The sequence below is a fragment of the Natronorubrum thiooxidans genome (assembly GCF_900156475.1).
Classification (GTDB): Archaea; Halobacteriota; Halobacteria; order Halobacteriales; family Natrialbaceae; genus Natronorubrum; species Natronorubrum thiooxidans.
In genome coordinates, this window is record NZ_FTNR01000013.1 from 75,697 (window position 1) to 96,583 (window position 20,887).

General features: G+C 57.5%; 24 protein-coding genes. 7 read left to right on the forward strand and 17 right to left on the reverse strand.

Annotated features, from left to right (window positions below):
• Positions 1 to 14: 14 nt before the first annotated feature.
• From BW940_RS16035 to BW940_RS16060, 7 genes are all read right to left on the reverse strand, one after another.
• On the reverse strand, positions 15 to 1,037 hold the full coding sequence (locus BW940_RS16035) for a patatin-like phospholipase family protein (RefSeq protein WP_076610224.1): 1,023 nt from the start codon (positions 1,035 to 1,037) through the stop codon (positions 15 to 17).
• Complete coding sequence (locus BW940_RS16040) at positions 1,030 to 1,893, reverse strand: SDR family oxidoreductase (protein ID WP_076610225.1); 864 nt, start codon at positions 1,891 to 1,893, stop codon at positions 1,030 to 1,032. The genes BW940_RS16035 and BW940_RS16040 overlap by 8 nt, the downstream gene beginning before the upstream one ends.
• 136 nt (positions 1,894 to 2,029) lie before the next feature.
• The gene (locus tag BW940_RS16045; RefSeq protein WP_394329405.1) at positions 2,030 to 2,908 is read right to left on the reverse strand and encodes a sulfite exporter TauE/SafE family protein; all 879 of its coding nucleotides are present in this window, start codon (positions 2,906 to 2,908) and stop codon (positions 2,030 to 2,032) included.
• A 399-nt stretch (positions 2,909 to 3,307) separates the two neighbouring features.
• Entirely contained in the window at positions 3,308 to 3,436 is a 129-nt protein-coding gene (locus BW940_RS22390) for a hypothetical protein (protein WP_268875555.1), read from the reverse strand.
• A gap of 139 nt (positions 3,437 to 3,575) precedes the next feature.
• On the reverse strand, positions 3,576 to 3,881 hold the full coding sequence (locus BW940_RS16050) for a putative quinol monooxygenase (protein ID WP_076610226.1): 306 nt from the start codon (positions 3,879 to 3,881) through the stop codon (positions 3,576 to 3,578).
• Positions 3,882 to 4,192: 311 nt separating this feature from the next.
• Positions 4,193 to 4,393: a hypothetical protein gene (locus BW940_RS16055; RefSeq protein WP_143823915.1), complete on the reverse strand. Its 201-nt coding sequence runs from the start codon at positions 4,391 to 4,393 to the stop codon at positions 4,193 to 4,195.
• Positions 4,394 to 4,419: 26 nt separating this feature from the next.
• Positions 4,420 to 4,698, reverse strand: a complete 279-nt coding sequence (locus BW940_RS16060) for a HalOD1 output domain-containing protein (protein ID WP_076610228.1) — start codon at positions 4,696 to 4,698, stop codon at positions 4,420 to 4,422.
• A 327-nt stretch (positions 4,699 to 5,025) separates the two neighbouring features.
• Between BW940_RS16060 and BW940_RS22675 the strand changes: the two genes are divergently transcribed.
• A complete protein-coding gene (locus BW940_RS22675) occupies positions 5,026 to 5,358 on the forward strand; it encodes a DUF7344 domain-containing protein (protein WP_449406681.1) in 333 nt (110 codons plus the stop codon).
• 125 nt (positions 5,359 to 5,483) lie between these two features.
• Here BW940_RS22675 and BW940_RS16070 read toward each other — a convergent pair whose 3' ends face one another.
• Positions 5,484 to 6,137, reverse strand: coding sequence for a helix-turn-helix domain-containing protein (locus BW940_RS16070; protein ID WP_084776789.1), 654 nt, complete (start codon positions 6,135 to 6,137; stop codon positions 5,484 to 5,486).
• A gap of 758 nt (positions 6,138 to 6,895) precedes the next feature.
• Here BW940_RS16070 and BW940_RS16075 point away from each other — a divergent pair.
• Both BW940_RS16075 and BW940_RS22395 read left to right on the forward strand, forming a co-directional pair.
• Positions 6,896 to 8,299 carry an FAD-dependent oxidoreductase gene (locus BW940_RS16075; RefSeq protein WP_076610230.1) on the forward strand — a complete coding sequence of 468 codons (1,404 nt, stop codon included), beginning with the start codon at positions 6,896 to 6,898 and terminating at the stop codon, positions 8,297 to 8,299.
• A 68-nt stretch (positions 8,300 to 8,367) separates the two neighbouring features.
• Positions 8,368 to 8,490 carry a hypothetical protein gene (locus tag BW940_RS22395; RefSeq protein ID WP_268875556.1) on the forward strand — a complete coding sequence of 41 codons (123 nt, stop codon included), beginning with the start codon at positions 8,368 to 8,370 and terminating at the stop codon, positions 8,488 to 8,490.
• 53 nt (positions 8,491 to 8,543) lie between these two features.
• Here BW940_RS22395 and BW940_RS16080 read toward each other — a convergent pair whose 3' ends face one another.
• Together BW940_RS16080 and BW940_RS16085 are read right to left on the reverse strand one after the other, a co-directional pair.
• Positions 8,544 to 9,251, reverse strand: a complete 708-nt coding sequence (locus BW940_RS16080; RefSeq protein WP_076610231.1) for a hypothetical protein — start codon at positions 9,249 to 9,251, stop codon at positions 8,544 to 8,546.
• Between the two features lie 294 nt (positions 9,252 to 9,545).
• A complete protein-coding gene (locus BW940_RS16085; RefSeq protein ID WP_076610232.1) occupies positions 9,546 to 10,532 on the reverse strand; it encodes an alpha/beta fold hydrolase in 987 nt (328 codons plus the stop codon).
• Between the two features lie 234 nt (positions 10,533 to 10,766).
• Here BW940_RS16085 and BW940_RS16090 point away from each other — a divergent pair, with 234 nt between their 5' ends.
• A complete protein-coding gene (locus BW940_RS16090) occupies positions 10,767 to 11,786 on the forward strand; it encodes a DUF4352 domain-containing protein (protein WP_076610233.1) in 1,020 nt (339 codons plus the stop codon).
• A 75-nt stretch (positions 11,787 to 11,861) separates the two neighbouring features.
• Here BW940_RS16090 and BW940_RS22680 read toward each other — a convergent pair whose 3' ends face one another.
• Positions 11,862 to 12,017, reverse strand: a complete 156-nt coding sequence (locus BW940_RS22680; RefSeq protein WP_449406680.1) for a DUF7563 family protein — start codon at positions 12,015 to 12,017, stop codon at positions 11,862 to 11,864.
• Positions 11,971 to 12,144 carry a hypothetical protein gene (locus BW940_RS21865; protein ID WP_173834902.1) on the reverse strand — a complete coding sequence of 58 codons (174 nt, stop codon included), beginning with the start codon at positions 12,142 to 12,144 and terminating at the stop codon, positions 11,971 to 11,973. The genes BW940_RS22680 and BW940_RS21865 overlap by 47 nt, the downstream gene beginning before the upstream one ends.
• Positions 12,145 to 12,536: 392 nt before the next feature.
• On the opposite strand from BW940_RS21865, the gene BW940_RS16095 reads away from it, so the two are divergent.
• Entirely contained in the window at positions 12,537 to 13,157 is a 621-nt protein-coding gene (locus BW940_RS16095) for a MaoC family dehydratase (protein WP_076610234.1), read from the forward strand.
• 155 nt (positions 13,158 to 13,312) lie between these two features.
• Here the strand turns inward: BW940_RS16095 and BW940_RS16100 are convergent, their stop codons facing one another.
• Positions 13,313 to 16,594, reverse strand: a complete 3,282-nt coding sequence (locus BW940_RS16100) for a bacterio-opsin activator domain-containing protein (protein WP_076610235.1) — start codon at positions 16,592 to 16,594, stop codon at positions 13,313 to 13,315.
• 429 nt (positions 16,595 to 17,023) lie between these two features.
• Positions 17,024 to 17,446 (reverse strand): winged helix-turn-helix transcriptional regulator, encoded by a 423-nt coding sequence (locus tag BW940_RS22520; RefSeq protein WP_084776790.1) that lies wholly within the window; start codon positions 17,444 to 17,446, stop codon positions 17,024 to 17,026.
• 554 nt (positions 17,447 to 18,000) lie between these two features.
• Here BW940_RS22520 and BW940_RS22470 point away from each other — a divergent pair.
• Both BW940_RS22470 and BW940_RS22475 read left to right on the forward strand, forming a co-directional pair.
• Entirely contained in the window at positions 18,001 to 18,234 is a 234-nt protein-coding gene (locus tag BW940_RS22470) for a S1C family serine protease (RefSeq protein ID WP_328586631.1), read from the forward strand.
• A 214-nt stretch (positions 18,235 to 18,448) separates the two neighbouring features.
• Positions 18,449 to 18,757 carry a hypothetical protein gene (locus BW940_RS22475; RefSeq protein ID WP_328586630.1) on the forward strand — a complete coding sequence of 103 codons (309 nt, stop codon included), beginning with the start codon at positions 18,449 to 18,451 and terminating at the stop codon, positions 18,755 to 18,757.
• A 238-nt stretch (positions 18,758 to 18,995) separates the two neighbouring features.
• Here BW940_RS22475 and BW940_RS16125 read toward each other — a convergent pair whose 3' ends face one another.
• The 3 genes from BW940_RS16125 to BW940_RS16135 form a co-directional block, all read right to left on the reverse strand.
• Positions 18,996 to 19,190: a hypothetical protein gene (locus BW940_RS16125; protein ID WP_076610238.1), complete on the reverse strand. Its 195-nt coding sequence runs from the start codon at positions 19,188 to 19,190 to the stop codon at positions 18,996 to 18,998.
• 399 nt (positions 19,191 to 19,589) lie between these two features.
• The gene (locus BW940_RS22685; RefSeq protein ID WP_076610239.1) at positions 19,590 to 19,769 is read right to left on the reverse strand and encodes a DUF7331 family protein; all 180 of its coding nucleotides are present in this window, start codon (positions 19,767 to 19,769) and stop codon (positions 19,590 to 19,592) included.
• Between the two features lie 421 nt (positions 19,770 to 20,190).
• Positions 20,191 to 20,748, reverse strand: coding sequence for a hypothetical protein (locus tag BW940_RS16135; RefSeq protein WP_159440177.1), 558 nt, complete (start codon positions 20,746 to 20,748; stop codon positions 20,191 to 20,193).
• Positions 20,749 to 20,887: the final 139 nt, after the last annotated feature.

A 20,887-nucleotide genomic window follows, 5' to 3' on the forward strand; every position in this document is an offset into this window, starting at 1 on the left:
TTGGTTGTGATCGGTTAGTCGATTGGATGATTGTGGCGTGGCTCCGAGACAGTGTAGGCGCTCTCGTCGGGCGGGCCGACATCGAGAAACGCGGCTGCGCGCGTCTCACCGAGGTCGATCAGTTCCCGGATAAACGACGGGCTCCGATCGACTTTCGTCGAACAGTGGTAGTTCTCTTCCATCGGGATTCGTCGAACAGCGGTCCTCGAAAAATCGTCCTCGGGGAGGTGTCCGGCGTCGATCCACTCGTTGACGCGTTTGATGACGTGGAGCTCCTGATTCAGCGAAATATTCCCCGCGAGTTCGTTGCGCCGATCGGCAATCTCCTCGATGGAGGTGGGCTCGCCCTCGATCTCTTGGGGGTTGATCTGGATGACCCACAGTTCGTCCGGCTTGCGGCCGGCGTTGCCGGCCATGAGGTCGTCGATCGGTGGGTTCTGGGAGAACAGCCCGTCCCAGTGGAGGTGGCCATCGATCTCGACGGCCTCGAAAAGGGTCGGGACGGCAGCCGACGCGAGCACCGCCTGCGGCGTCACCTGTTCGTCGACGAACGTCTCGAAGATACCGGCGTTAACGTCGACCGTTCCGACGACGAGCTTCGGAGCGTTTTTTGTACAGAGGCCAGGAATTTCCGCGAACTCGATATGTCGTTCGAGCGTCTCCCGGATCCGATCTTTCCCAGCCTCCGAGCCGGGTGTCTGGTACGGGCTGAGCTGTGGAATCGGAATTCCGTTGCTCTCGAGTCGCGAGAGCCCGGCAGCCCAGTTGTTCAGGAACCGATCGCCGACGTCGGTCGCCGACAGATCGGTCCACAGCGCCTCGAGGAGTTCGATGGCGCGTGCCTCATCAGCCGTAACGAGCCCGTACCACGCCGCGAGGGCGTTGAACGCGCCGCCGGAGGTGCCGCTGATCCCGACCAGTTCGCAGTCGTCGGGCCACTCGCGGAACAGCCCCTTCAGAACGCCGGCAGTGAACGCGGTGTGGCTCCCCCCGCCCTGACAGGCGATCGCGACGTTCCTCGAACCGGCCTCACTCATATGTCGTGGTGTAGCCGCCGTCCCAGAGCAAGTCGGCGCCGTTTAGGTGTTTCGCATGACTCGAGAACCCGAAGACGAACAGGTTTGCAACCTCCGCGGGCGTCATCATCTCCGTAGTGCGAGCCTGCCCGAGCATGACGTCCTCGATCACCGCCTGTTCGGAGATGCCGCGCTCTTCGGCCGTGTCTTCGATCTGATCGACCATCAGCGGTGTCAGCACGTAGCCGACGCTCACCGAGAATCCCCGGAGTGATCCGCCACCTTCGGCCGCGATCGCTCGAGTCAGTCCGGTAAGCCCGTGTTTCAGCGTGATGTACGCCGGTTTGTTCTGCGTCGCGTAATGGCCGTGCACTGAGGACATGTTCCCGATCGCACCGACACCGTCGTCCGTTGCTTCGATATGGGGGATGACCAACTTCGACAGCAAAAACGGCGACCGAAGCATGAGATCGTGCATGAAATCGTACGTCTCCATCGGAAAGTCAGCAATCGGCGCAATGTGTTGCATCCCGGCAATGTTCGCGGCATAGCGGATCGTCCCGAGGTCGGCGGCTTCGTCGATGGCTGCCTCTACGGCCTCGTCGTCGGTGAGGTCGCCCTCGAGCGGGACGACTCGCCCCTCTGCGTCGAGAGCCGTTGCAACGTCAACTGTTTCCTCGAGTCCTTCTTCGTCGATATCCACGGCAGCGACGGTTAGCCCGTTCAGTGCGAGTGCAACGCTCGTCGCTTGCCCAATACCTGATCCACCGCCAGTGACGACCGCGACAGTATCCGGTGTAAAGCGGTCGTCTGGAATCCGAAGAACGTCGTCGACTGTGAACTCCGGTGGCGTTAGTTCAGTGGAACCGTTCGTCATAGGGGGTCGTACTCCGAGAAGTATTATATAACCACAGCGGTGCTGCGTTCACAGTGCACGGGGGCGAAACCGGTGGTCCCTATTCGAGCACTTGTCTCGGATTTCGTCCGTTCGGTCGTCGGGGGGACACCACGACTCACAACAGGAACGTCGTCACGAGAACGATCCCGCCGACGATGACGAAGATGACACCGAGACCGGCCTCCATGAGGTCGCTCGGGACGTACTTACCGACGCGAGTCCCGATCGTCCCGCCGATCAGGACGCCCGGGATCGACCAGGCAACGACATACCAGACGGGTGTCGCACTCAATGCATGGACGGCCGCTCCGGCAACAGCAGCCACGGCGAGGACGAAGACCGACGTCGCAATCGCAACTCGAGGCGGGACGCGACATCGAATCACGAGTTGTGTCGTGACGATCTCGGGGAGGCCAGCGCTGATGAGTCCAGTAATGAATCCGCCTGTTGTCGCCAGTGCCACGCCGGGTGGACGCCAGCAGGTGTCGAACACGTATCGCTCGCCGTCGGCGGCTTCGACGACCGTCTTGCCACGTCCAGTGTTCTTCCGTTCCAGATACGGCCCCTCTCCCTCACCGGGAACGCACTTGTCGGGCGGCTCGTAGTAGACGAGAAATCCACCGAGGACGACCAGTCCGACGCCGAAGACCCCACGCAATACCCCTTCTGGGGCGTACTGCGCGGCGAACGCGCCGACGATGATCGATGGCACGGCACCGAGCAGAAGCCACTTGGCCGCCGCGTAGTCGACGAGGCCCTGCTTGACGTACGACCGGAGGCCGTTTCCCATTCCGAACACTTCCGTTAGAAGTCCGGCACCGATCGCCTGTGCCGGTTGTAGCCCGACGACCAGCAGAAAGAACGGGCTAAAAAAGAGTGCTCCTGACACACCCGATGCGAGTGCGATCGTCGAGAACAGGATCGATGCCGGAAACACCCACCAGTGGGCGAGAAACGCCTCCATTGGAAACGAACTGAGTAGCGAACTCACCACGAGTGGGCTGTCGAACGAGGCTGCTGTTGTTCCGATCGAACTGGCGAGTAGCAACGACCCAAGCGTGACCCCGGCCGCAACGAGTACGAACCGTCTCACAGTGATCGCCCTCCGATACCCCTATTCACGGGCAACAGTGTGAATCCGAGGGACTCGTCGCCGTTGACCGGCTGTTCAGCCACAACAGCGGGGACCACATCCTTCGTTCGGGGAGTATGGGGTTCGATGGAACACGGCTCGAGTCTCTCTGGAGTGTGCACTGAGAGATCAGTCTCCCAGAAGTGGTTCGGAGACAGGTCGGCGCCGAAGTCTCGAGTCGCTACCGAAAGCGGCCCGTGATCGAGTATCGAGTGGTGTATCATCTGGTACAGTAGAGGGGCGCTGGATAATTTCGTCTTGTTACCGCTCTTGTGATCGATTCGACCAAGCAACGATCCCTGCGCCGAGAACGACGCCGTAGACGACGTGGGCCGTTCCAAACATCACCATCGTATCGAGATCGGAGTCCAGTCCGAGGACTATCCACATCTAGAACGCCATCCCACCAAGTATGAGGATCATGCCGTAGACGGGCCCCAACCCGATTGTGAGGGCGAGTGAGTCGGGGGTACCGTTGCCCGTTGCCACCGCGTTTCCTACTCGAAAGCAAGGTTACGCGTCTCGATGGTCACAGTTCGACTGGCGATGCCGATTCGATATCAAATCGGGTGACTTCCGGTTCACCTGAAAGCAACTCCGGGAGTACCGCTTCGAACGCCGCGAAGTGGTCCGTCTCCGCATGCACGCCGAAGGCAGCCTCGTCCTCGTATCGTTCGAAGAAACGGAACACGTTCGAATTCTCGACGTCCGTCGTGACTCGGTAGTCGACGATACCGTCTTCCTTGCGGGAGTGTTCGGCTAAATCTTGCACGAGTTCGAGAGCTTCGTCACGGCTATCCGGATCGATCGGGAATGTCGCGTGGATAACGAGCATTATAATTACTCTGATGTATTGGTATAAATTTCTGTCCCGGTTATGCACTGGCCGTGCACTATCCGCCGTTCCTGTACCGTCTCATCGACGATGTGGCCACTCGAGGCCGAATCAATGTTGCTGTGGATGTGTCCGGTTAGTCTCCGAACAGCGCCACGGACTACCGAACCCGTGGGAGACTCCTTTTCTCAAACGAGCTACTGATCTCTGAATGGTGTTGGAGACGACGATCAGTCTACGTGACGGCTCATTGCCACCAGATCCCGGCGAAACGCTCGGTATCTGTTTGATTTATTTGCTCTCGAGAACGGTCAAACACGGAACGTCGGTCCCCGTGATCCGTCGACAGTACAGATCGACTCGACCCCATAGCGGCCAGCGAATTCCGCCATCACGCGCTGATCCGAGAGCGTTCCGGTCATCACGTACTCGTCGTGAAATCGAACGGCACACGACCAGGGTTCGTAGGGGATGTGTGATATTTTTCCGAGCGGAGTGTTCCTACTCGCCACGAATTTTCGGACACAGAACGTCGATATCACTCTTTGTCGGCACAGACACGCACGAAAATACGACCAGCGTTAGTGACACGGATGTGATACTCATCGAATTCGAACTCGATACGTATCGGTTCGGTGCTCGTTCTCGAACCGACGATGTTGTCGAGCGCGACGGGATCAATGTGATCGTACAGAACCGAGTCCAATTCCGCCATGGATTTCGCCGGATCGATATTTTTGATAGTACAGATGGTTTCGACTATAGCCACGCTGGCCGGTGTTTCGTCGTCAAACGTATTCTGTACGATACAGGACATACTGAGACAGAACCGATGGTGGTCAGAGTAATAACCGTGTCGCGTCCGTGTAATCGGGCCGAAATGACGATTCGTATACGCTTAGGTCAAGTTGACCTGTGAGCACTATACAGTTGGTCAACCCACCGGAAACGAAGAGGATTCAAGCGGTTGTCAACGACGTAGTTGGTAATACGTCTTTTAATCGAAGTTACATCGGCGCTGATGTGTTCGCACTCTTCCACACCCACGCTACTGTTAATGTACCGACGCACATTGGGTTGACTCGTATTCGGTCGCTTCGCATCGCGAACGACGATGCAGTCGGCCGAGTGCGGACTGGAAATAATGTCAACGAATAATCAGCCACAACGTGAGGGACGAACTGTTCAACCACTCTCTTCGTTTCAAGCGTTGGCGGATTCACGATGTCAGTTTGTTCTCTCGTATCTCTCACAGCGTTCAAACACCGTCTCAGTCGACGAATTAGTCGAGCGGATACCGAGACCGAACGAAGAAACACCGGCAACCATCCGTCTGTCCCTGTATCACGCACAGCTTCCGAAGTTAGCGGACGCTGAACTGATTCAGTACGACGCCAAGCAAGAGACAGTCGAAAGAACGGCGATGACTGGTCAAGTAGTGGCGATCCTAGATCGGGCGCGTTCGATCAAGCCCTAAAACGCTGCATCTCCCGCCGTTCGCTGAATCGAGGCGCTAAGTCCCCTATTTTTAAGCACGTACATTTCTTGAATCATTTGCCACCGCAGCAGTTGCTATCTCGCAGCGTGAGAAACTGACTGCCGTTACTCCGAGCCCTCGAACCGAGATCGCATCGATTCTTTCAATCGCTCCCAGATGAGCATCGGTTTTTCTTCGTCTTCAGTATTTGATCGCTCGTCGAGCTGTTGCTCTTTTTGTAGATTCGCTGCCTCGATCAGTTTTGCCGCTTCGCCGGCCCAGACGTAGAACCCGACGATCGTCTCCCGTTTCACGTCCTCTATCGGCAATCCCGTATAGACGTTGACAACGCCCCCGTCCTCACGGTTGAGTTGATGACGGTCTAGCATCCCGACTTCGACCAGTTTGTTCAGGTATCGAGTTACCGTACTCCGATCGTATCCGAGCAGATCGGCGACCTGTGATGCCGACGCCGCGCGCTGGTTGATGACGCAGGTACAGATGTCGATTCCTGCCTTCGGCAATCCGAACGCCTCCAACAGCACGGATTCTACTTCGGGTGTCTGAACATCGATCGAACACGTCGTCACGCGACGCATCGACTCTCCGTGACACGTCATCGTCTCTGGCGGATCCCGAATCGTGAGACACACATTCGAACACGTCACACACTCGTAAATTCCGTAGAACTCGTCTTTGATCTGCCGTTCGTTCGTTTTCGAACGTTGCGACTCGAGTGCTTCAACCAGTTCATCCTCACTCGGCTGCTCAGACGTCATCGATGGAGGGGCGCTCGATTCGTTGCAGTCCACCGTCGGTCGGGACCAGCACTGACGCTCGGAACGGCCGATGGGGATTCGGTTCGATCGTCCAGTATGGGAACCATGTCGTCGTCTCTCGACCCCCTTGGCTTCCAAGACGGGAGCGCCACCGACGAGGGACGAGTACGGATCACGGCCAGAGCGGTCCAGAAACGATTGGAGACCATGGCCGCAGCTACGAGGCCTGGGCCTGAACCACCACCCCGGTCGTGCACCGTCGCTGCACAGGAAGCGGCCATTTTTTCTTCGAGCCGAGACACTGGTGTCTCCGGAACCGTCTCGAGTTTGCTCACGTCGACGAATCTATGGTAGTCACTGACGTCACTGCAGGCCGCATCGGACGACAGCTGTGCGATGCGTGTGTCACTCGATTCAGTTGTTGCTGTCTCCTACGTCGAACGGCTACTCGATTTTCGGGTGGTATGTGACCGATAGCATGGCCTACGGCGAACGAACGGGTGCCGAAGTGCGTCATGATTCGTTTGCGGCCCGACACACGACGTCTCGATCGAAGTGTCTCCGGGAACGAAAGAACAGCCTGCTGTCCTACCGAGGACTCCTCGCATTTCAGTTCGGAGTGGATAGCAGGCACGGTGTTTCTCATTAGCAACATGTGTGTCGAAACCACGAAACGGAGTTGTTCCATCGAGGAAGTGGTAAGCTGGTGAGTCCCACGTCACCGAACGATTAAGTCCGCGCTAAACGCTCTTTTCATTATGGAAACGCATGTTGCGATCGTTGGTGCGTACGGCAGCGCCGGCGTCGCCGTCGCACAGCAACTCGCAGACGACCCGACCATTCGGTTGACGCTCGTCGACGATGGTGAGCCCGGCGGCGGACTCTGTATCCTCCGTGGCTGTATGCCATCGAAAGAGGTGCTCTCGGCCGCCGAACACCGGTTCGCGGCTCGCCACGATCCGCGACTCGAGGGAGCGTTGCCGACTGTCGATCTCGAGCGTGTCGTGGAGACAAAAGACGAGCACACGGCTGACTTCGCCGCACACCGCCGGGCTGCAGTCGATCGATTGGCCGACCGGGAGAACGTCACGTTGCTCCGCGAGACCGCGACCTTCGTGGACGGTCGAACGCTTCGAGTCGGTGAACAGACGCTCGAACCCGAGTACATCGTCGTGGCGACTGGCTCGAACGTTTTCGTGCCGCCACTTCCCGGCATCGAGGATGTCCCGGTATCGACGAGTGCCGACGTCCTCGACGCAACCGAGTTCGGCGACTCGGGAATCGTCATGGGATTTGGCTACATCGGCATTGAACTGGTCCCGTATCTCGCCGAGGCCGGCGAAATGAACCTCACGGTGATCGAACACGACTCCCGGCCGCTTGACGAGGCGGATCCGCCGTTCGGCGACGCGCTCCTCGAGTACTATCGCGAGGCGTTCGACGTGACCGTCCTCACCGAGACAGCTGAAAAACGCGTCGAGCCAACCGATGATGGCGGCGTTCGGATGTACATCGAGGAAGACGGGACCGAGCGAGCGATCGACGCTGACCAGTTGTTTGCTTTCACTGGGCGGCGGCCTGCGGTCGACCGGCTTGGACTCGAGCACACTGAGCTCACGTCCGAACCCGGATGGGTTCGGGAGACGATGCAAGCACGGGCGGATGATCGGGTGTTCGTCGTTGGCGACGCCAACGGGAAGGAACCGATCCTTCACGTCGCCAAAGAACAGGGGTTTACCGCCGCCGAGAACATTCGTTCCCACCGCGATGGCGACCCGCTCTCGGCGTACGAGAACGTCCACCACCACGTCGTATTCTCGGGACTCGGCGTCCTGCCGTACGCGCGCGTCGGTCACTCGGCGGAGTCGGCCCGTGAGGGTGACATCGAACACCTCGTGGTGACCAGAGAGGTAACCAGCGACGGCGTTTTCAAGACCAAAAACGTGGCTGACGGACTCGGGCGGCTCGTCGTGGGAACGGATGGGACCGTCCGCGGCTGGCAGGGGCTACACTATCACGCCGACGCGATGGCCAAGACGATGCAGATCATCGTCGAACTGGGACTCGACGTCCGCGAACTCCCCGACCGCGCGTACCACCCGACGACCCCGGAGATCCTCGACGGATTGTTCCGCGACGCTGCCGCCGACCTCGAGGAGTGAACCGGCGTGGACCCGGCGGCTACTCTGGACCGGCGTAGATTTACTGTGATACGGACCGTACAGGACGTATGAACAACCACGAGGCAGACGAGAACGAGGCGGACGAGTTCGTCTGTGGCATCTGTGATGAACGATTCGACTCGGCGGATGCCCTGGAGAAACACATCCACGAGATCGGCCTCGTCGAGTGAACCCCTCGGAGTCACGCGCCGAGGCCGTTCACGAGAGATAGCGTCCCGTATAGTTACTCGCCGTCATCGCTCTCGTCGTCGTTCTCACTCGAGTCGTCGTCGAACGGGTCCGCTTCAGTTTCGTCGCCTTCGTCGTCCGCTTCGAACTCGTCGACAGCGTCGAGTTCGTCGATAGCGGTAGTTACCTGTTCGAACGCCGTCTCGAGGACGTCGGCTGCGTCGTCGAGGTCGGCCGTTTCGATATCCTGTGTGTCCTCGTCGATGAACTCTTGGAGTTCGCCGACGGCGGCTTCGGTCTCGGCATCTGCGGCGTCGGCTTCGTCCAGTGCGTCCTCAGCCTCATCGCTCAGGTCTGCGTCGTCCGCGATTGTGATCGCATCCTCGAGGTCGACCCGTGCGTCTTCGATTTCTTCGAGGTCGTCCTCGAGGTCGTCGATCGCGTCCGATCTGTCGTCATCGTCGTCCGCCTCACGTGCGTCGTCGAGGGTATCGTGGGCGTCTTCGATTCCGTCTTCGACGTCTTCCAGTGCGTCGGCAACGTCGTTCATCGCGTCCGTGGCATCGAGGTCGTCCTCACCCGCGTCGAAATCGGAGTCGGAGTCATGATGGTCGTCGTCACGTTCGAAGAAATCGTCGTCACTGTCGAACGGATCGTCGTCATCGTGGTCAAGCGTTGCGGCGACTGGGGCGATCGCCGACGTTACCAATACTACTGCGAGGAGTACCCCGAGTACTGTCGTCAGTGTGAATGCTCGTTTCATAGTTTTGTCGATCGGTGTACCGCTCTCTCGATTCGTGATTTACGACGCTCGTTTACGGACGCGACCGATGCGATCGGTAAACGGTCGTGCAACACGATCATTCCGGGATACTGTCTCCGTCCCGGCTCTCATGGGCGTGGTCCGAGAGCGATACCCGCAACCCACCGTCCACCGGACAGTGGGTTAAAATAGCGACGAAGATCTGGGGACTACGGCGACGATCGGTGTAGATTCTCGTCGGATGGCTCATTTATTACGGAACGCGATCGAGTAGTTACAGTGTTGGTATTACTACTAGAGGATCTCAGGAAAGCCCATATATTTTTGTGCGAGAGCATCGACTCCCCGGTGTTCGGCGACGAAATCGAGGATCGCGTCGGCTCCCAGATGGGGTTGGTCGACGAGGGCGAAATGGCCTGCCTGTTGCAAGGGCCGAATGCGAACCGGTGCGTTCGTGATGTCGTACCGGAACCGGAATCGGATCGCCGAATCCATCATGATGTCCTGTAGCCCCCACAGGAGCATGGTCGGCGCGGTGATCTCCTCATAGGGGATCTCGAGCATCCAGTCCGGATCCAGCGAAGCGCCCCGGATCGCAAGCGCGCGAATAGCGTCCAGTTTCGGAGAGCCATACGCAGCATCGCCATTCCACTGTGAACCGCCCTCCGCGTAGTCGATCGTCTCGTAGGGTTCACGCAGTTTCCGTAGGTCGTGGGTGGTGCGGGCCGACGGGACGTCTTCTTTGATACTCCCACCCCGGAAGACGCTAGGATCGTGGACCATCGTCCGGAGCGTCTGGACCAGTTTCATCGGAAAGTCAGCCACAGCCTTCCGGAACTCCTCGTCGTCTTCGATGAACGCGAGGCGACCGATGGATTCGATCTCGGCGACGGGCCAGTTGTCGTAGGCGACCGGATCGACGGCAATACACAGATCCGTCCGATCGGGATATCGTGCGGCGAAATCCAGAGCGATGCCGCCACCCCAGTCGTCCCCAGCGACGATCATCGAGTCGAATCCCCACTCGTCCATCAGATCAGCCAAAATATGGGAGTCGTTTTCCCACGTATATTCCCACTCGTCTATCGGCTTGTCGCTTTTTCCCATGCCAAGTAGATCCATATTGTAGGTCTCGAGGTACGGTGAGAGCAGTTCCTGAACTGGCTCCCACTGGGCACTGTTCGTGGGGACACCGTGAATCATCACGATCGGTTGACCTTCGTCGCCGTCCTGTCGGTAATGGATCTCGTGGTCACGCACGGTGGCAAAGTGGCTCTCCATGATCTGTCATCGAACCTCCCACCCCCCGTGTACTTAATTGTTGTACCACGGCTGCACTGAGTATCAGCTCTCGAGGATTCACTGTCTCCGTATAGATGCTAACATGGAATCTGTATCGATCACACAACAGTCGTACGGCCGTGAGTGAACTGACGGTCAGTAGCGCCCCTATTCTCGTCGAACGTACGCCACTGTTCACCCGGTGTATAATTCAGCTGGCAGCCGTATATCGGTATGAATCGTATTGATCGTCGAGCGTTTCTCGCGATCGCCGCGATGGGAACAGTCGCCGCAGCAGGATGCACAGAGGGCGGAGCCGATGATCGTTCCGAAACGGATACAGACGATGGCTCGGAGATCGAGTCACAGGAACAAGAAGCCGTCGCTGCGTCCGCAAACGAATCGCTCGAGAACGAATTTGTGGTCGGAGAGCGCATCGAACGAGACGGGTGGCAGGCAGTCGTTCGTGACGTCCAACGCGGTTCGTCACCGCCCGATGCCGTCGCTGCGGAGGCAGCTGACGAGGACGCGATCGAAGAGACCGCGTATCTCGTGCTCGAGTTCGCTCTAAAAAACACCACTGCGGATATCGTCCCGACCGACGAACGGGAGGATGTCGAACTTCGCGACGCGGATGGAGACACGTATCCGCAGTTCACGACCGCGACGAACGAAGCGATGCCCGCTCAGCTCGCGCCTGGCGAAGTCGACCGGGACGAGCTTATTTTTGAGGTACCCGACGACGCGTCTGCTCTCACGTTCGTGTTCGATGGGCTCGATGAGTCGGACACCGCTCCGGTTGTCGTCGACCTCGAGCAGGAGGCGGAGCCACGCTCCGATCTCGACCAGAAACTTGACGTCGACACCCATCGGTTCGGGGAGTCTGTCGAAGTCGACGGAATCGAGGTGACGATCTCTAATCTCCAACAGGGGAACAACCTCGGTGGGTTCATGCAGGCCGACGACGGGCGTGACGTCGTCGTGATCGAAGTCGAGCTTACGAACCAAAGCGGTCGTGAACGTAGTTCCGAACCGGCCCAGATGGCGCTCAAAGACGGCATTGGTCGCCGCTATCGCGAAACCGATGCCGGAGTCGGCGCACTCGACCGATTCGAGGTCGAATCGCTCGGAACCGACGAGGAGACGCAGGGAAAACTCGCCTACGAACTCGAGGACGGCGTCTCGGAACTGTACTGGATCTTCGACTTTGCACCCTGGGGGAGCAACGAGAGAGCGTTCTGGCAACTCCGGTAGCAACGGCTCGAGTCTCGGCTCGGTGTGGTCGTCGGTTCGTTCCAGACAAAAGTGGATCCGCGATCGACCTGCGTATCAGAACACTGCTAACGTTCGAGGAGAACAGTGGAGGCAGCCGTCAACTTCGTTGTCGTTGTCGCCAAATACGAGGACATACCGCGGCGTGAGAGCGGCTGTACAGCGGCTACAGGCGGGCATTGTCGAGTTGTAGTGGGCGGTCGTCAGTCTCATATGCCGCCATGATGAGCCCGACAACTTCGGGATTCGAGGGCTCGTATCCGAGTTGTTCCGCCATGTGTGTTTTGAGTTCTTCAAATCGATCGCTCTTCGAGCCGTACAGTTTGATGTGTGAGGTCATGGGTACTGGTATCGTTTCGCTTGCATTTTGGGGGTGAGCGACGACGGGAACGTGCAACCGTCATCGGCCACCATCGATCATACCTTCGACCCGAAAGGTAGAGAATCATCACCCTAAGCAGTTGTTCGGGACGGACCTAGACATTTGGGTTCCGTTTCGAGACGGATCGTTCCAGCGCTCGTTCAGCGGGCGTGACGACCGTCTCGCTGGGCATAGTGAGACGTCTCACCGGAGAAATACCGGTCAATCGTGTCCGAAACCGGATGCTCGGGAGCGGAGAACCGTTGGTTCTTCAAACGAGTGGTTTCACGACTGTCTTCAATGCCCTTCGGTGGCACTCACGCAACGACTTCGGCGCACAGTCCATTATGTGTCCGCTCCTAGAGTAGTGTATGAGCAGCAACGAAACCGACGCCAGTTCGTTTGAACGCCAACCGACAAGACCCCGATGGACCGACGCGTCACGGCATGCGATCACCAGTTACCGACACGCCAACGATGCAGTCTTTTCCGCGTTTGGCCTTCCGACCTCGACAACGAGCGACGAGCGGATCGAAGCGCCGATCGGCGAACTGGCCTACGCAGTATCCGACTGGTCCATGGAGCGGTCGGCGGATACGGTCGACGAACTCGACGTGGGGGACTCCGTCCGATTCACAAAATCGCTTCCGGAACGTGATCTCGAGGCGTTCGCACGAGTTAGCGGTGACACGAACCGACTTCATCTGGAAGAACAGTTTGCCACCCACACGCGCTTCGCTGGCCGTATTGCCCACGGGACGCTCGTCGCGGGGACGATCAGCGCCGCTCTTGCCCGCCTTCCGGGGGTCACAGTATACCTCACCCAGGAGTTGCGATTCAACGCGCCGGTCTACCCCGGCGAAACCGTCACTGCAGAGTGTAAAGTCGTCGAGGTGCTGGGCACCGATCGCTATCGTCTCTTGACGACGGTCGTAAACGAGGACGGCGACTCCGTGATCGATGGCGAGGCGACCGTCCTTATCGAAACCTGAACCACTACCTGAACGATACGTTCGGAGACGTCCGAACTCCGTCGCGCCTCCGAGACCGCACTCTTCTCGACGCTTTCCCACACGGAGAGACCAGTTCTATCCCCATCGACGAGACACCGTGCCGAGATTGGGAACGCGATTCGACGAGATCACCCTCACTCGTCTTCGTTCTGGAAGAAAGACGAGAGGAGATGCCAGATGCCGTTCCGAAGATGCTGATGGAGCGTCGACGACGAGACACCCATCGAGTCGGCCAGTTCCTCGGCTGTGATTTCGCGCGGCCAGTCGTAGTACCCCGAAAAGTACGCCGATTCGATCGCCGTCCGCTGTTTTTCGGTGAGTTGAGCCTCGACAGCATCGCGAAACTCGTCGGCGGTATGGATCGATCGCTCACGTTCTCGCTTCGATCGGAGCTCAACGGTCGAGAACGCCTCCTCTAACCCGGCGACGATCTCACGGATATCTGCAGACTGTGGCGCTTCGACAACTAATCGTCCTCTGCCGTCTTCGGCCACGGCTGACTGATAGGTTGCCCCGGCTTGCAACGCCGTTTCGGCTGGGGATTTTGATGTGGTCGACTGAAGGACGAAACCGTCGTCGCGTTTGGCAATTGCAGTCGCGTCCTCGATGTGATCGGAGTCGGCTGCGAGTTCGAGAACGGCCGCTGGTTGTACACCAGTAATCATGTGATAGTGCATGATCTTCCCGTCGTCGATGGGGATTGACCGCTCGAACTCACACCGGCAGTCGAACTCTTCTGTCACAGTGAGATAAAACACCCGTGGGTCCGTGACCTCGAACTCGAGTTCGACGACCGAATCGGAGAGTAAGATGGTCCGATTTTGTATCGCACTTATCGCGAATCCAGTTATTTCACCGAGCAGCTCGAATCCTCGAACCGCCTTTTCGCTGAAGACGTCCTCGGTAGTGCCGTGAACCACCATCACGTCGTATATTCGATCATTATAAGTAATGGGAACTGCAGCCGTTGCTTCGACCTGTTCGACCTGATCGTCCGACTCGACGTTGGTCACGTCCCCCTTGAGTCGGTACTGCCTGACGACCTGGACGTCACCCGTTTCGATCGCAGCTTCGACGGTTCCGTTTCCGAGGCTCGAGAGTGGCGTCTCGCCGATCGCTTCGAGATTGGCCTCCGCTATTCCGGACCCGGCTCGCGGTTCGATTCGATCGGTGGCCACCTCGGTATCACCGATCCACGCGCTACTATACAGCTCGGATGCTGCCAGCTGCCCACAGATTGTCGCTTCCAGTTCGGATCGAGTCGTTGCCTCGACGAGTTGCTTTTCGATCAGTTGAATAAGGGTGTTGATTCGGTTCAGCGTTTCGAGCTGGTCGTGTTGCTGGCGTAATTCGCGTTCTTGCTCTCTGAGCAATTGCGCCCGTTCAGTCCGCTCGATCGCCGTCCGGACGGCAACCGCTAGTATCTCAGCAAGACGTACAGCACGGTTATCGATCTCATCGGTGTCTTCAACGATGATGGTCACGACACCGTCCGTTCCGATGGGGATATGAACGCTTGGATACTCAACCAGTGAGGAACGGTCGGCTTCGCCGGCTATCGGAATAGTCGAGACGGTCTCTGATACCCGAAATGCACGTCCAGCGAGCGTGGCCTCGAGATCGTATGCAGTGTGAGAGGCGACCAACTCCTCGGCCCCTGCCGTCAGCACGGCTGGTTCGAGTATCGATCTCTCGTGATCAAACAGGCGAAGACACGCGATTTCGAAGCCGAGAACGTCCTCGACGGCGTCAACTCCGATTTCGGCAATTTCCTCTCGAGAGTTGGCTTTCATCAGTTGGTGTGCTACACCGTTGAGCATCTCCAGTTGGTGTTCCTGTGCCTTCTGATTCGTAATATCTCGAACGACACACACCAGTCCATCGGTATCGAGCGTGCTGAGCGAGATTTCCTGTGGAAACGTCGTGCCGTCGGTCCGTTTGCCGACCGCTTCTCCTCGCCACCATCCTCGTTGCTGGACGGTGGGAAGGATGTCCGATTCGAAGCGTTCGACCTCGTCGTCACTGTAGAGGCGGTCCCACGTCGTTCCGATGAGGTCGTCCGTCCCGTCGTATCCCCATAGATCAGCCAGCGCACCGTTCACGTACGTGAACTCGCCGTAGTGGTTGCTAATACCGATGCTGTCAGTTGCGGCATCAATCGCCGCAGACCGGTGGCGAATTGCACGGTCGTGGTCGAGGCGTTTGAATGCTGTTTGCGTCGTCTGCGCGAGGATGTCGACGAGATCTCGGAGCGGCTGGTCGATATCTGCGACCGTCGTTGATCCGATTGCAAGCAATCCGTACGATCCAAGTGGGACCACGAGGCGTGCCTGCAATGACATTTCCGGATGTGCAGGGTTATCGACGGCATCGTACGCTTCGAGTAGTTTCGGCTCGCCGTCGCAAAAGATTTCCATCTCGACTGTCTCCGACGTGATCGGGCCGATCGCGTCGACCGCACCGCCGCTCGACAGGAAAGATGCCTTCTCGCTCGCGGCTACCGGACGAAGAACGTCGGTATGGTCGTCATGAAGCCACAGTGCAGTGAGCGACCGACCGAAGACGGTCTGGACGACCTCGAGGACGATGTCGGCGATATCGCGGTTCGTCTCCGCGTCCATCAGCCGGCGACTGGCGTCGTTGATCGCCTCCAGTTGTTTCTCGTATGCGTCTCGTCTCGTACTGCCACGGACAGTCACGAGCAAGAACGGGTGGTCGTCGATTTCGATTTGCGAAATGAACGTTTCGGTCGAGATGGCATCACCATTACGGGTGTCATACGCTAGGTCGCCGTTCCACCCGGCCTCCGCCGTGACGTCCTGTTCGATACGCTTACGGACTCGGTCGAGTTCGTCGTGAAAAAGATCGTTCGGATCGAGAGACACCAGTTCGTCGTACGGGTAGCCCAACAGTTCACAGAACTGAAAATTACATTCGACGATGTCGCCAGCGTCTGGATTGATTACGACGATGCCGTCGGTTGCTCGTTCGACGATTTTTTCGAGCGGCTGGTCGTCCCCGCCGAGCTGTCGTTCCTGTCGGTGTTCCGCCGCGCCTTCTCGAAGAGTAATCGCATAGTACCGTTGGTCGTCGTACGTCGTTTCAGTTACGGAGAGCCAGACGGGAACATCGTCCTCGTGAGCGTCGACGAGCGAGAACGGAATCTCAGACCCACCGGACGTTACCGTGTCCGCCTCGCGATGGACCCACTCGAGCGACGACGACTGATCCTCCGGAAACACTTCCTCGAGAGAGCGATCGACGAGTTCCTCCGGCGTGTAACCCAGCAGTCCCTCGATCGAAGCGGTAGCAAAGACAACCAGTCCAGTTTCGTCAACTGCAAGGACCCCGTACGGTATTGCGGTCAACACCCCAGAAGGAAACGATTCATCGACCTGAGAGGAGACGGCGACCATACGAGGGATATGTGCTTTGTAAGTATAAATCAGTAGTGGAATATTTAAATAAAAGTTATTATCTTATTAAATCAGAATGTCCGCGGTGTATTCGTGCCGCTGGTCCGCGTGATCGACACGTCCCAGTCGATCGCGCTGATCGAGAATCTATCATCGATATTGATTTTTCGTCTGTGAGTCTGATCTGCTGTCCTATCGGAAACGGGTGTTGGTGGTCGATTGCCGCATCGGTTGTGGCCTGTCCGTTTCGTAGCTGGCCATCAGCAGTCCGACAACTTCAGGATTCGACGGTTCGTAGCCGAGTTGCTTCGCGTAGTTTTCTTTGATTTGTTCAAATCGGTTACTTTTCGAGCCGTAGAGCTTTATGTGGGATGTCATGTTGAATGGTTGTATTTGGGTCGCGTGACTGGTATGTTGTCGTCGGAATCCTCAATCGCAGCGGTCCGAACTAACAGGTCGTTCCGCGTCGATCCAGTCGAGACCATCGAAGTCATTTCGGATCGTCGCGATGATTGGCTGAAACCGGTGACCATCGATCGTTAGTGAGTACTCGACACGGACTGGTCGTTCGCTAAGGACTGTGCGATCGACCAGTCCCTTCGATTCCAACGCACAAAGGCTGTCCGAGAGTACTTTCGCCGAAATGCCGTCGATCGCACTCTCCAAATCGCAAAACCCCAGCGGTCCGGACGTCTGTAGCAAATCAAGGATGACGAGATGCCATTTTTTGCCGAGCACATCTGTTGCGGCGACAAGACGGTCCTGTCGTTCGTACGAGTGGGAGACAGAGCTGGATGTCTTGGTCTTGATACCGATCTCCGTTCGGGGGGAACTGGCGTTGTTTCTGTTCACAGCTACTCACCACTAGTACAGTAGACCGCAATTATAGAGAATTACAACCCTATGCAAGTCGATCTCTCGAACCGAGGTCTCTAGGGCGGGTGCATCCGAACAGCTGGATACGACGACTCCCAACACTCGTAAACGACTCTGCGTCATCTCCCGAAGGAACTCACTGGTAGTGGTACACAAATTGCACTACCGCAGCGAGTTCACGCCATCGCAACCCAACCCTTCCCCATGGACGGAACGAACTCGACTCGACGGCGATTTCTTGCAGTAGTGGGGTCCGGTGTAATGGCATCCTTTGCAGGCTGTTCATCCAGGCCCGTATTCGGTGCCTCCAGTGGCCCAAACACGACCGAAACCGACGACGAAACAAAACAACGTAACTCGACAACCGAACTCTTTCAGCGGACAGTCGACTCTGTCACACTCGCCAGAGTGTTCGGCGTTGCCGACCCAATCACTGGCGAAGACGGAGAATCACAGGGGCAAGGATCTGGTTCGTCACGGGGGATACACACGTTGTCACGAACAATCACGTCGGAAGCGGTGGCAAAGAGATCGATCTCCAGTATACCACCGGTGAGTGGACGAGCACCGAGCTCATCGGTACCGACGTCTTCTCTGGCCTTGCCGTTCTCGAGGTCGAGACGGTGCCCGAAACTGCGACGCCACTGTCGTTCAGCGAGACCCCGCCATCGATTGGGCAAGACGTCATCGCAATCGGCAACCCGTTCGGCCTCGAGGGATCGATGTCACGCGGCACTATTAGTGGCGTCGGTCGGGACTACTGAATCCGCTAACGGGTGTTTCGATTCCGAATGCCGTTCAGACCGACGCCGCGTTGAACCCCGGCAACAGTGGGGCCCACTGGTCGATCTCGATGGAGACGTCGTTGGCGTCGTCAGTGCGGGTAGCAGCAACAACATCGGATTCGCCGTCTCTTCGGCGCTTTCGAATCGCGTGATTCCGCCGCTCATCGAAACGGGCACGTATCGTCACCCGTTCATGGGTATCAGTACGATTCCTGTCGATCCACTCGTGGCCAATGCGAACGACCTCTCCGAGGTGGACGGCGTTCTCGTGACGGACATCGACGACGACGGTCCAACGTCGGACATCCTCCAGTGCAGCGCTGACACGGTCGAACGACGTGGCGAAAGCGTTCCTGTCGGTGGTGACGTTATTGTCGAACTCGACGGCGACCCCATCCCAGACAGGAACGCGTTTACGGCGTTTTGGCGCTCGAGACCAGCCCCGACGAGACGATTTCCGTCGGAATCCGTTGTGATGGGGCCACCGATACCCTCGGTCTAACGCTCGGTGAACGTCCGACTCCATCGCAGAATGAGCCGATCGGTCGACGCGGTAGTGCTCTTCGCGCCTCGATTCAGCGAATCAGTTCAGAAGTGGATAGCCCAGAGTTGTGACCGGTGACGCCGGCTTTGGCATGTGTAGGTCTGGCAGGTCAGACGAACGCGAGACGGTGATGGCGATGTATTCCGTGAAACCACCCGTCTGAGTGCTCCTGAAACGAATCGCTGTTGCAGCCGGATCAATCGTCGATCGGTTTCGTAACCTCTGAAATTTCGATATCGAAGTCGGGAAGTTCGACGTCACCACATCGATGCGTCCACATCCCCTCGGGGGAGACGTCGTTTATCGTCGCATTCAAAACGAGCGTACAGAGTGCGGTATGGAATTCCGCTTCGGTTGTAATGGGAAACTCGATCGATTGTTGGTTTTTCATTTTTGGACTAGAGATTATTCGACAAATAAAAGAACTGTTTAGATGCCGTTACTGACATGAAACCCGAAATTACTGGCATGAGACCCGGGACTGTATTCTGCATTCGCCTTGAACTGTGTGTACGCATCCAACAGAAATAAACTAGCGCCATGATATGTAATAAACGCGCTTGCAACAGTTTCGACATCGAACTCGTGTTCGGGTGCTCGGCGCGTCGACCCGACGACCGCTTCGACAGGAAGAAAGCCTAGAAACGGTCGGCGTGAAGCAGTCCGATATTTCCGAGCCCGATGATTCCGCCTGTCGGATGTACCGATGTCATGTCTGTAGGCCATCTTATATGTTCACGTCATATCTCATGTTTCGGATCCGAGGTCGTTGCCTGAGATCCGGCAGCGATCACGGAGCCGATTCGATTGGAACGGGATGATCCGAGCTGATCCACGCAGTGGGTTGTCGTACATCGTAAATAACAGCGGACCCGTCTTCGACGGTGAACGAAACGAGACACGCGAGGCGATCCAGTTCGCTCGCGTGGGTGCTACACGACTGATCCTGATTGTGGTTTCCGTGATACATTAGCAAGTCACAACGAACAGTAGGAGCGCTCGTAGAATGACGTTTCACCCCAACTGTGTCTCTCGTTACAACCTATTCGCATAGCTAGTACGCGGGAGTTCCGTGTTGACACCCCAGTAAGTAGGTGCGACAGGACACGTCGCTGCTGGCAAAGCCAGTCAACCGTTGGTTATAGAATATGATGCTCTTCGGTGCTCTTCAAAAAGACGGTGAGCGTCTCGGAGCCAAGCCCTGTGAGATAGTAACAACTCAAACGAGTACACACAGATTGCACTGTCCACAATTCTCGCTCGAGTCCTCGCTCACGGGTCGCGCACGCTCCGAACCGCGCTCCCATCGTGCGAGAGGATGTGCAGTGACGGGCAGTGGGTGTACGATACTTCACGAATGACAGACTGCGCGGCATCGTGCGTCTCGACGGCTACCAGAACATCACAGCGAGCTTTTCTGTCCCGTGTTCGCTGTGTGCTTCGAGTGTTGCGTGTTCTCGATTCATTTCGTCCAGTAAATCCGCAGCCATGCCCGCCCACGCATAGCAGCCAAGTATCGTTTCGCGCCTCATTTTCGTGGGTGGAATCGGATAGTAGACGTTCACGTCGCCGCCCTGTTTCCGAACGCGTCTCGTTTTCATAAGCACACCGACATCAACCAGTTGATTGAGATAGCGAGTGACGACTGACCGATCATTTCCAAGCACGTCGGCAACCTGAGCGACAGTTGCTGCTCCGATTTCGCTCGTACGAAGGGATACATCGAATCCCCGCTTCGGTAGCCCGAACATCTCGCTACTGACCGTCTCAAGCGTCGGCGTCGCGACGTCAGGTGTGGCCACCTCAGAAAGCGACTCGTCACAACAGCGCAGTCGATCAGCGTGGTCGTTCCGACTGAGGATGACTGTGTCACAGGATTCACAGGCGAAGACGCTGTGACTGAGATTCCGTCCACCGTGGTCATCGTCCAGTTCTCGAGTCATACTCATCTGGATAACGGTTCCTAAAGTAAGTCCCGGGTGTAGCATCGACCCGATCACTCGCAGTCGTTGTCTTGTCGAGAACGACCGACGCAATCCTTTCCCGACCGTTCGAGAACTCGGGTACGCGGACGGAGAGGTAGCCACA

Excerpts from the sequence above, each read along its gene's own strand:
- BW940_RS16035 (WP_076610224.1), bottom strand. The coding sequence starts at position 1,037 with ATGAGTGAGGCCGGTTCGAGGAACGTCGCGATCGCCTGTCAGGGCGGG.
- BW940_RS16040 (WP_076610225.1), bottom strand. The coding sequence starts at position 1,893 with ATGACGAACGGTTCCACTGAACTAACGCCACCGGAGTTCACAGTCGAC.
- BW940_RS22390 (WP_268875555.1), bottom strand. The coding sequence starts at position 3,436 with ATGTGGATAGTCCTCGGACTGGACTCCGATCTCGATACGATGGTGATG.
- BW940_RS16050 (WP_076610226.1), bottom strand. The coding sequence starts at position 3,881 with ATGCTCGTTATCCACGCGACATTCCCGATCGATCCGGATAGCCGTGAC.
- BW940_RS16060 (WP_076610228.1), bottom strand. The coding sequence starts at position 4,698 with ATGTCCTGTATCGTACAGAATACGTTTGACGACGAAACACCGGCCAGC.
- BW940_RS22675 (WP_449406681.1), top strand. The coding sequence starts at position 5,026 with ATGTCAACGAATAATCAGCCACAACGTGAGGGACGAACTGTTCAACCA.
- BW940_RS16070 (WP_084776789.1), bottom strand. The coding sequence starts at position 6,137 with ATGACGTCTGAGCAGCCGAGTGAGGATGAACTGGTTGAAGCACTCGAG.
- BW940_RS16075 (WP_076610230.1), top strand. The coding sequence starts at position 6,896 with ATGGAAACGCATGTTGCGATCGTTGGTGCGTACGGCAGCGCCGGCGTC.
- BW940_RS22395 (WP_268875556.1), top strand. The coding sequence starts at position 8,368 with ATGAACAACCACGAGGCAGACGAGAACGAGGCGGACGAGTTCGTCTGT.
- BW940_RS16080 (WP_076610231.1), bottom strand. The coding sequence starts at position 9,251 with ATGAAACGAGCATTCACACTGACGACAGTACTCGGGGTACTCCTCGCA.
- BW940_RS16085 (WP_076610232.1), bottom strand. The coding sequence starts at position 10,532 with ATGGAGAGCCACTTTGCCACCGTGCGTGACCACGAGATCCATTACCGA.
- BW940_RS16090 (WP_076610233.1), top strand. The coding sequence starts at position 10,767 with ATGAATCGTATTGATCGTCGAGCGTTTCTCGCGATCGCCGCGATGGGA.
- BW940_RS22680 (WP_449406680.1), bottom strand. The coding sequence starts at position 12,017 with ATGAGACTGACGACCGCCCACTACAACTCGACAATGCCCGCCTGTAGC.
- BW940_RS21865 (WP_173834902.1), bottom strand. The coding sequence starts at position 12,144 with ATGACCTCACACATCAAACTGTACGGCTCGAAGAGCGATCGATTTGAA.
- BW940_RS16095 (WP_076610234.1), top strand. The coding sequence starts at position 12,537 with ATGAGCAGCAACGAAACCGACGCCAGTTCGTTTGAACGCCAACCGACA.
- BW940_RS16100 (WP_076610235.1), bottom strand. The coding sequence starts at position 16,594 with ATGGTCGCCGTCTCCTCTCAGGTCGATGAATCGTTTCCTTCTGGGGTG.
- BW940_RS22475 (WP_328586630.1), top strand. The coding sequence starts at position 18,449 with ATGGGTATCAGTACGATTCCTGTCGATCCACTCGTGGCCAATGCGAAC.
- BW940_RS16125 (WP_076610238.1), bottom strand. The coding sequence starts at position 19,190 with ATGAAAAACCAACAATCGATCGAGTTTCCCATTACAACCGAAGCGGAA.
- BW940_RS22685 (WP_076610239.1), bottom strand. The coding sequence starts at position 19,769 with ATGTATCACGGAAACCACAATCAGGATCAGTCGTGTAGCACCCACGCG.
- BW940_RS16135 (WP_159440177.1), bottom strand. The coding sequence starts at position 20,748 with ATGAGTATGACTCGAGAACTGGACGATGACCACGGTGGACGGAATCTC.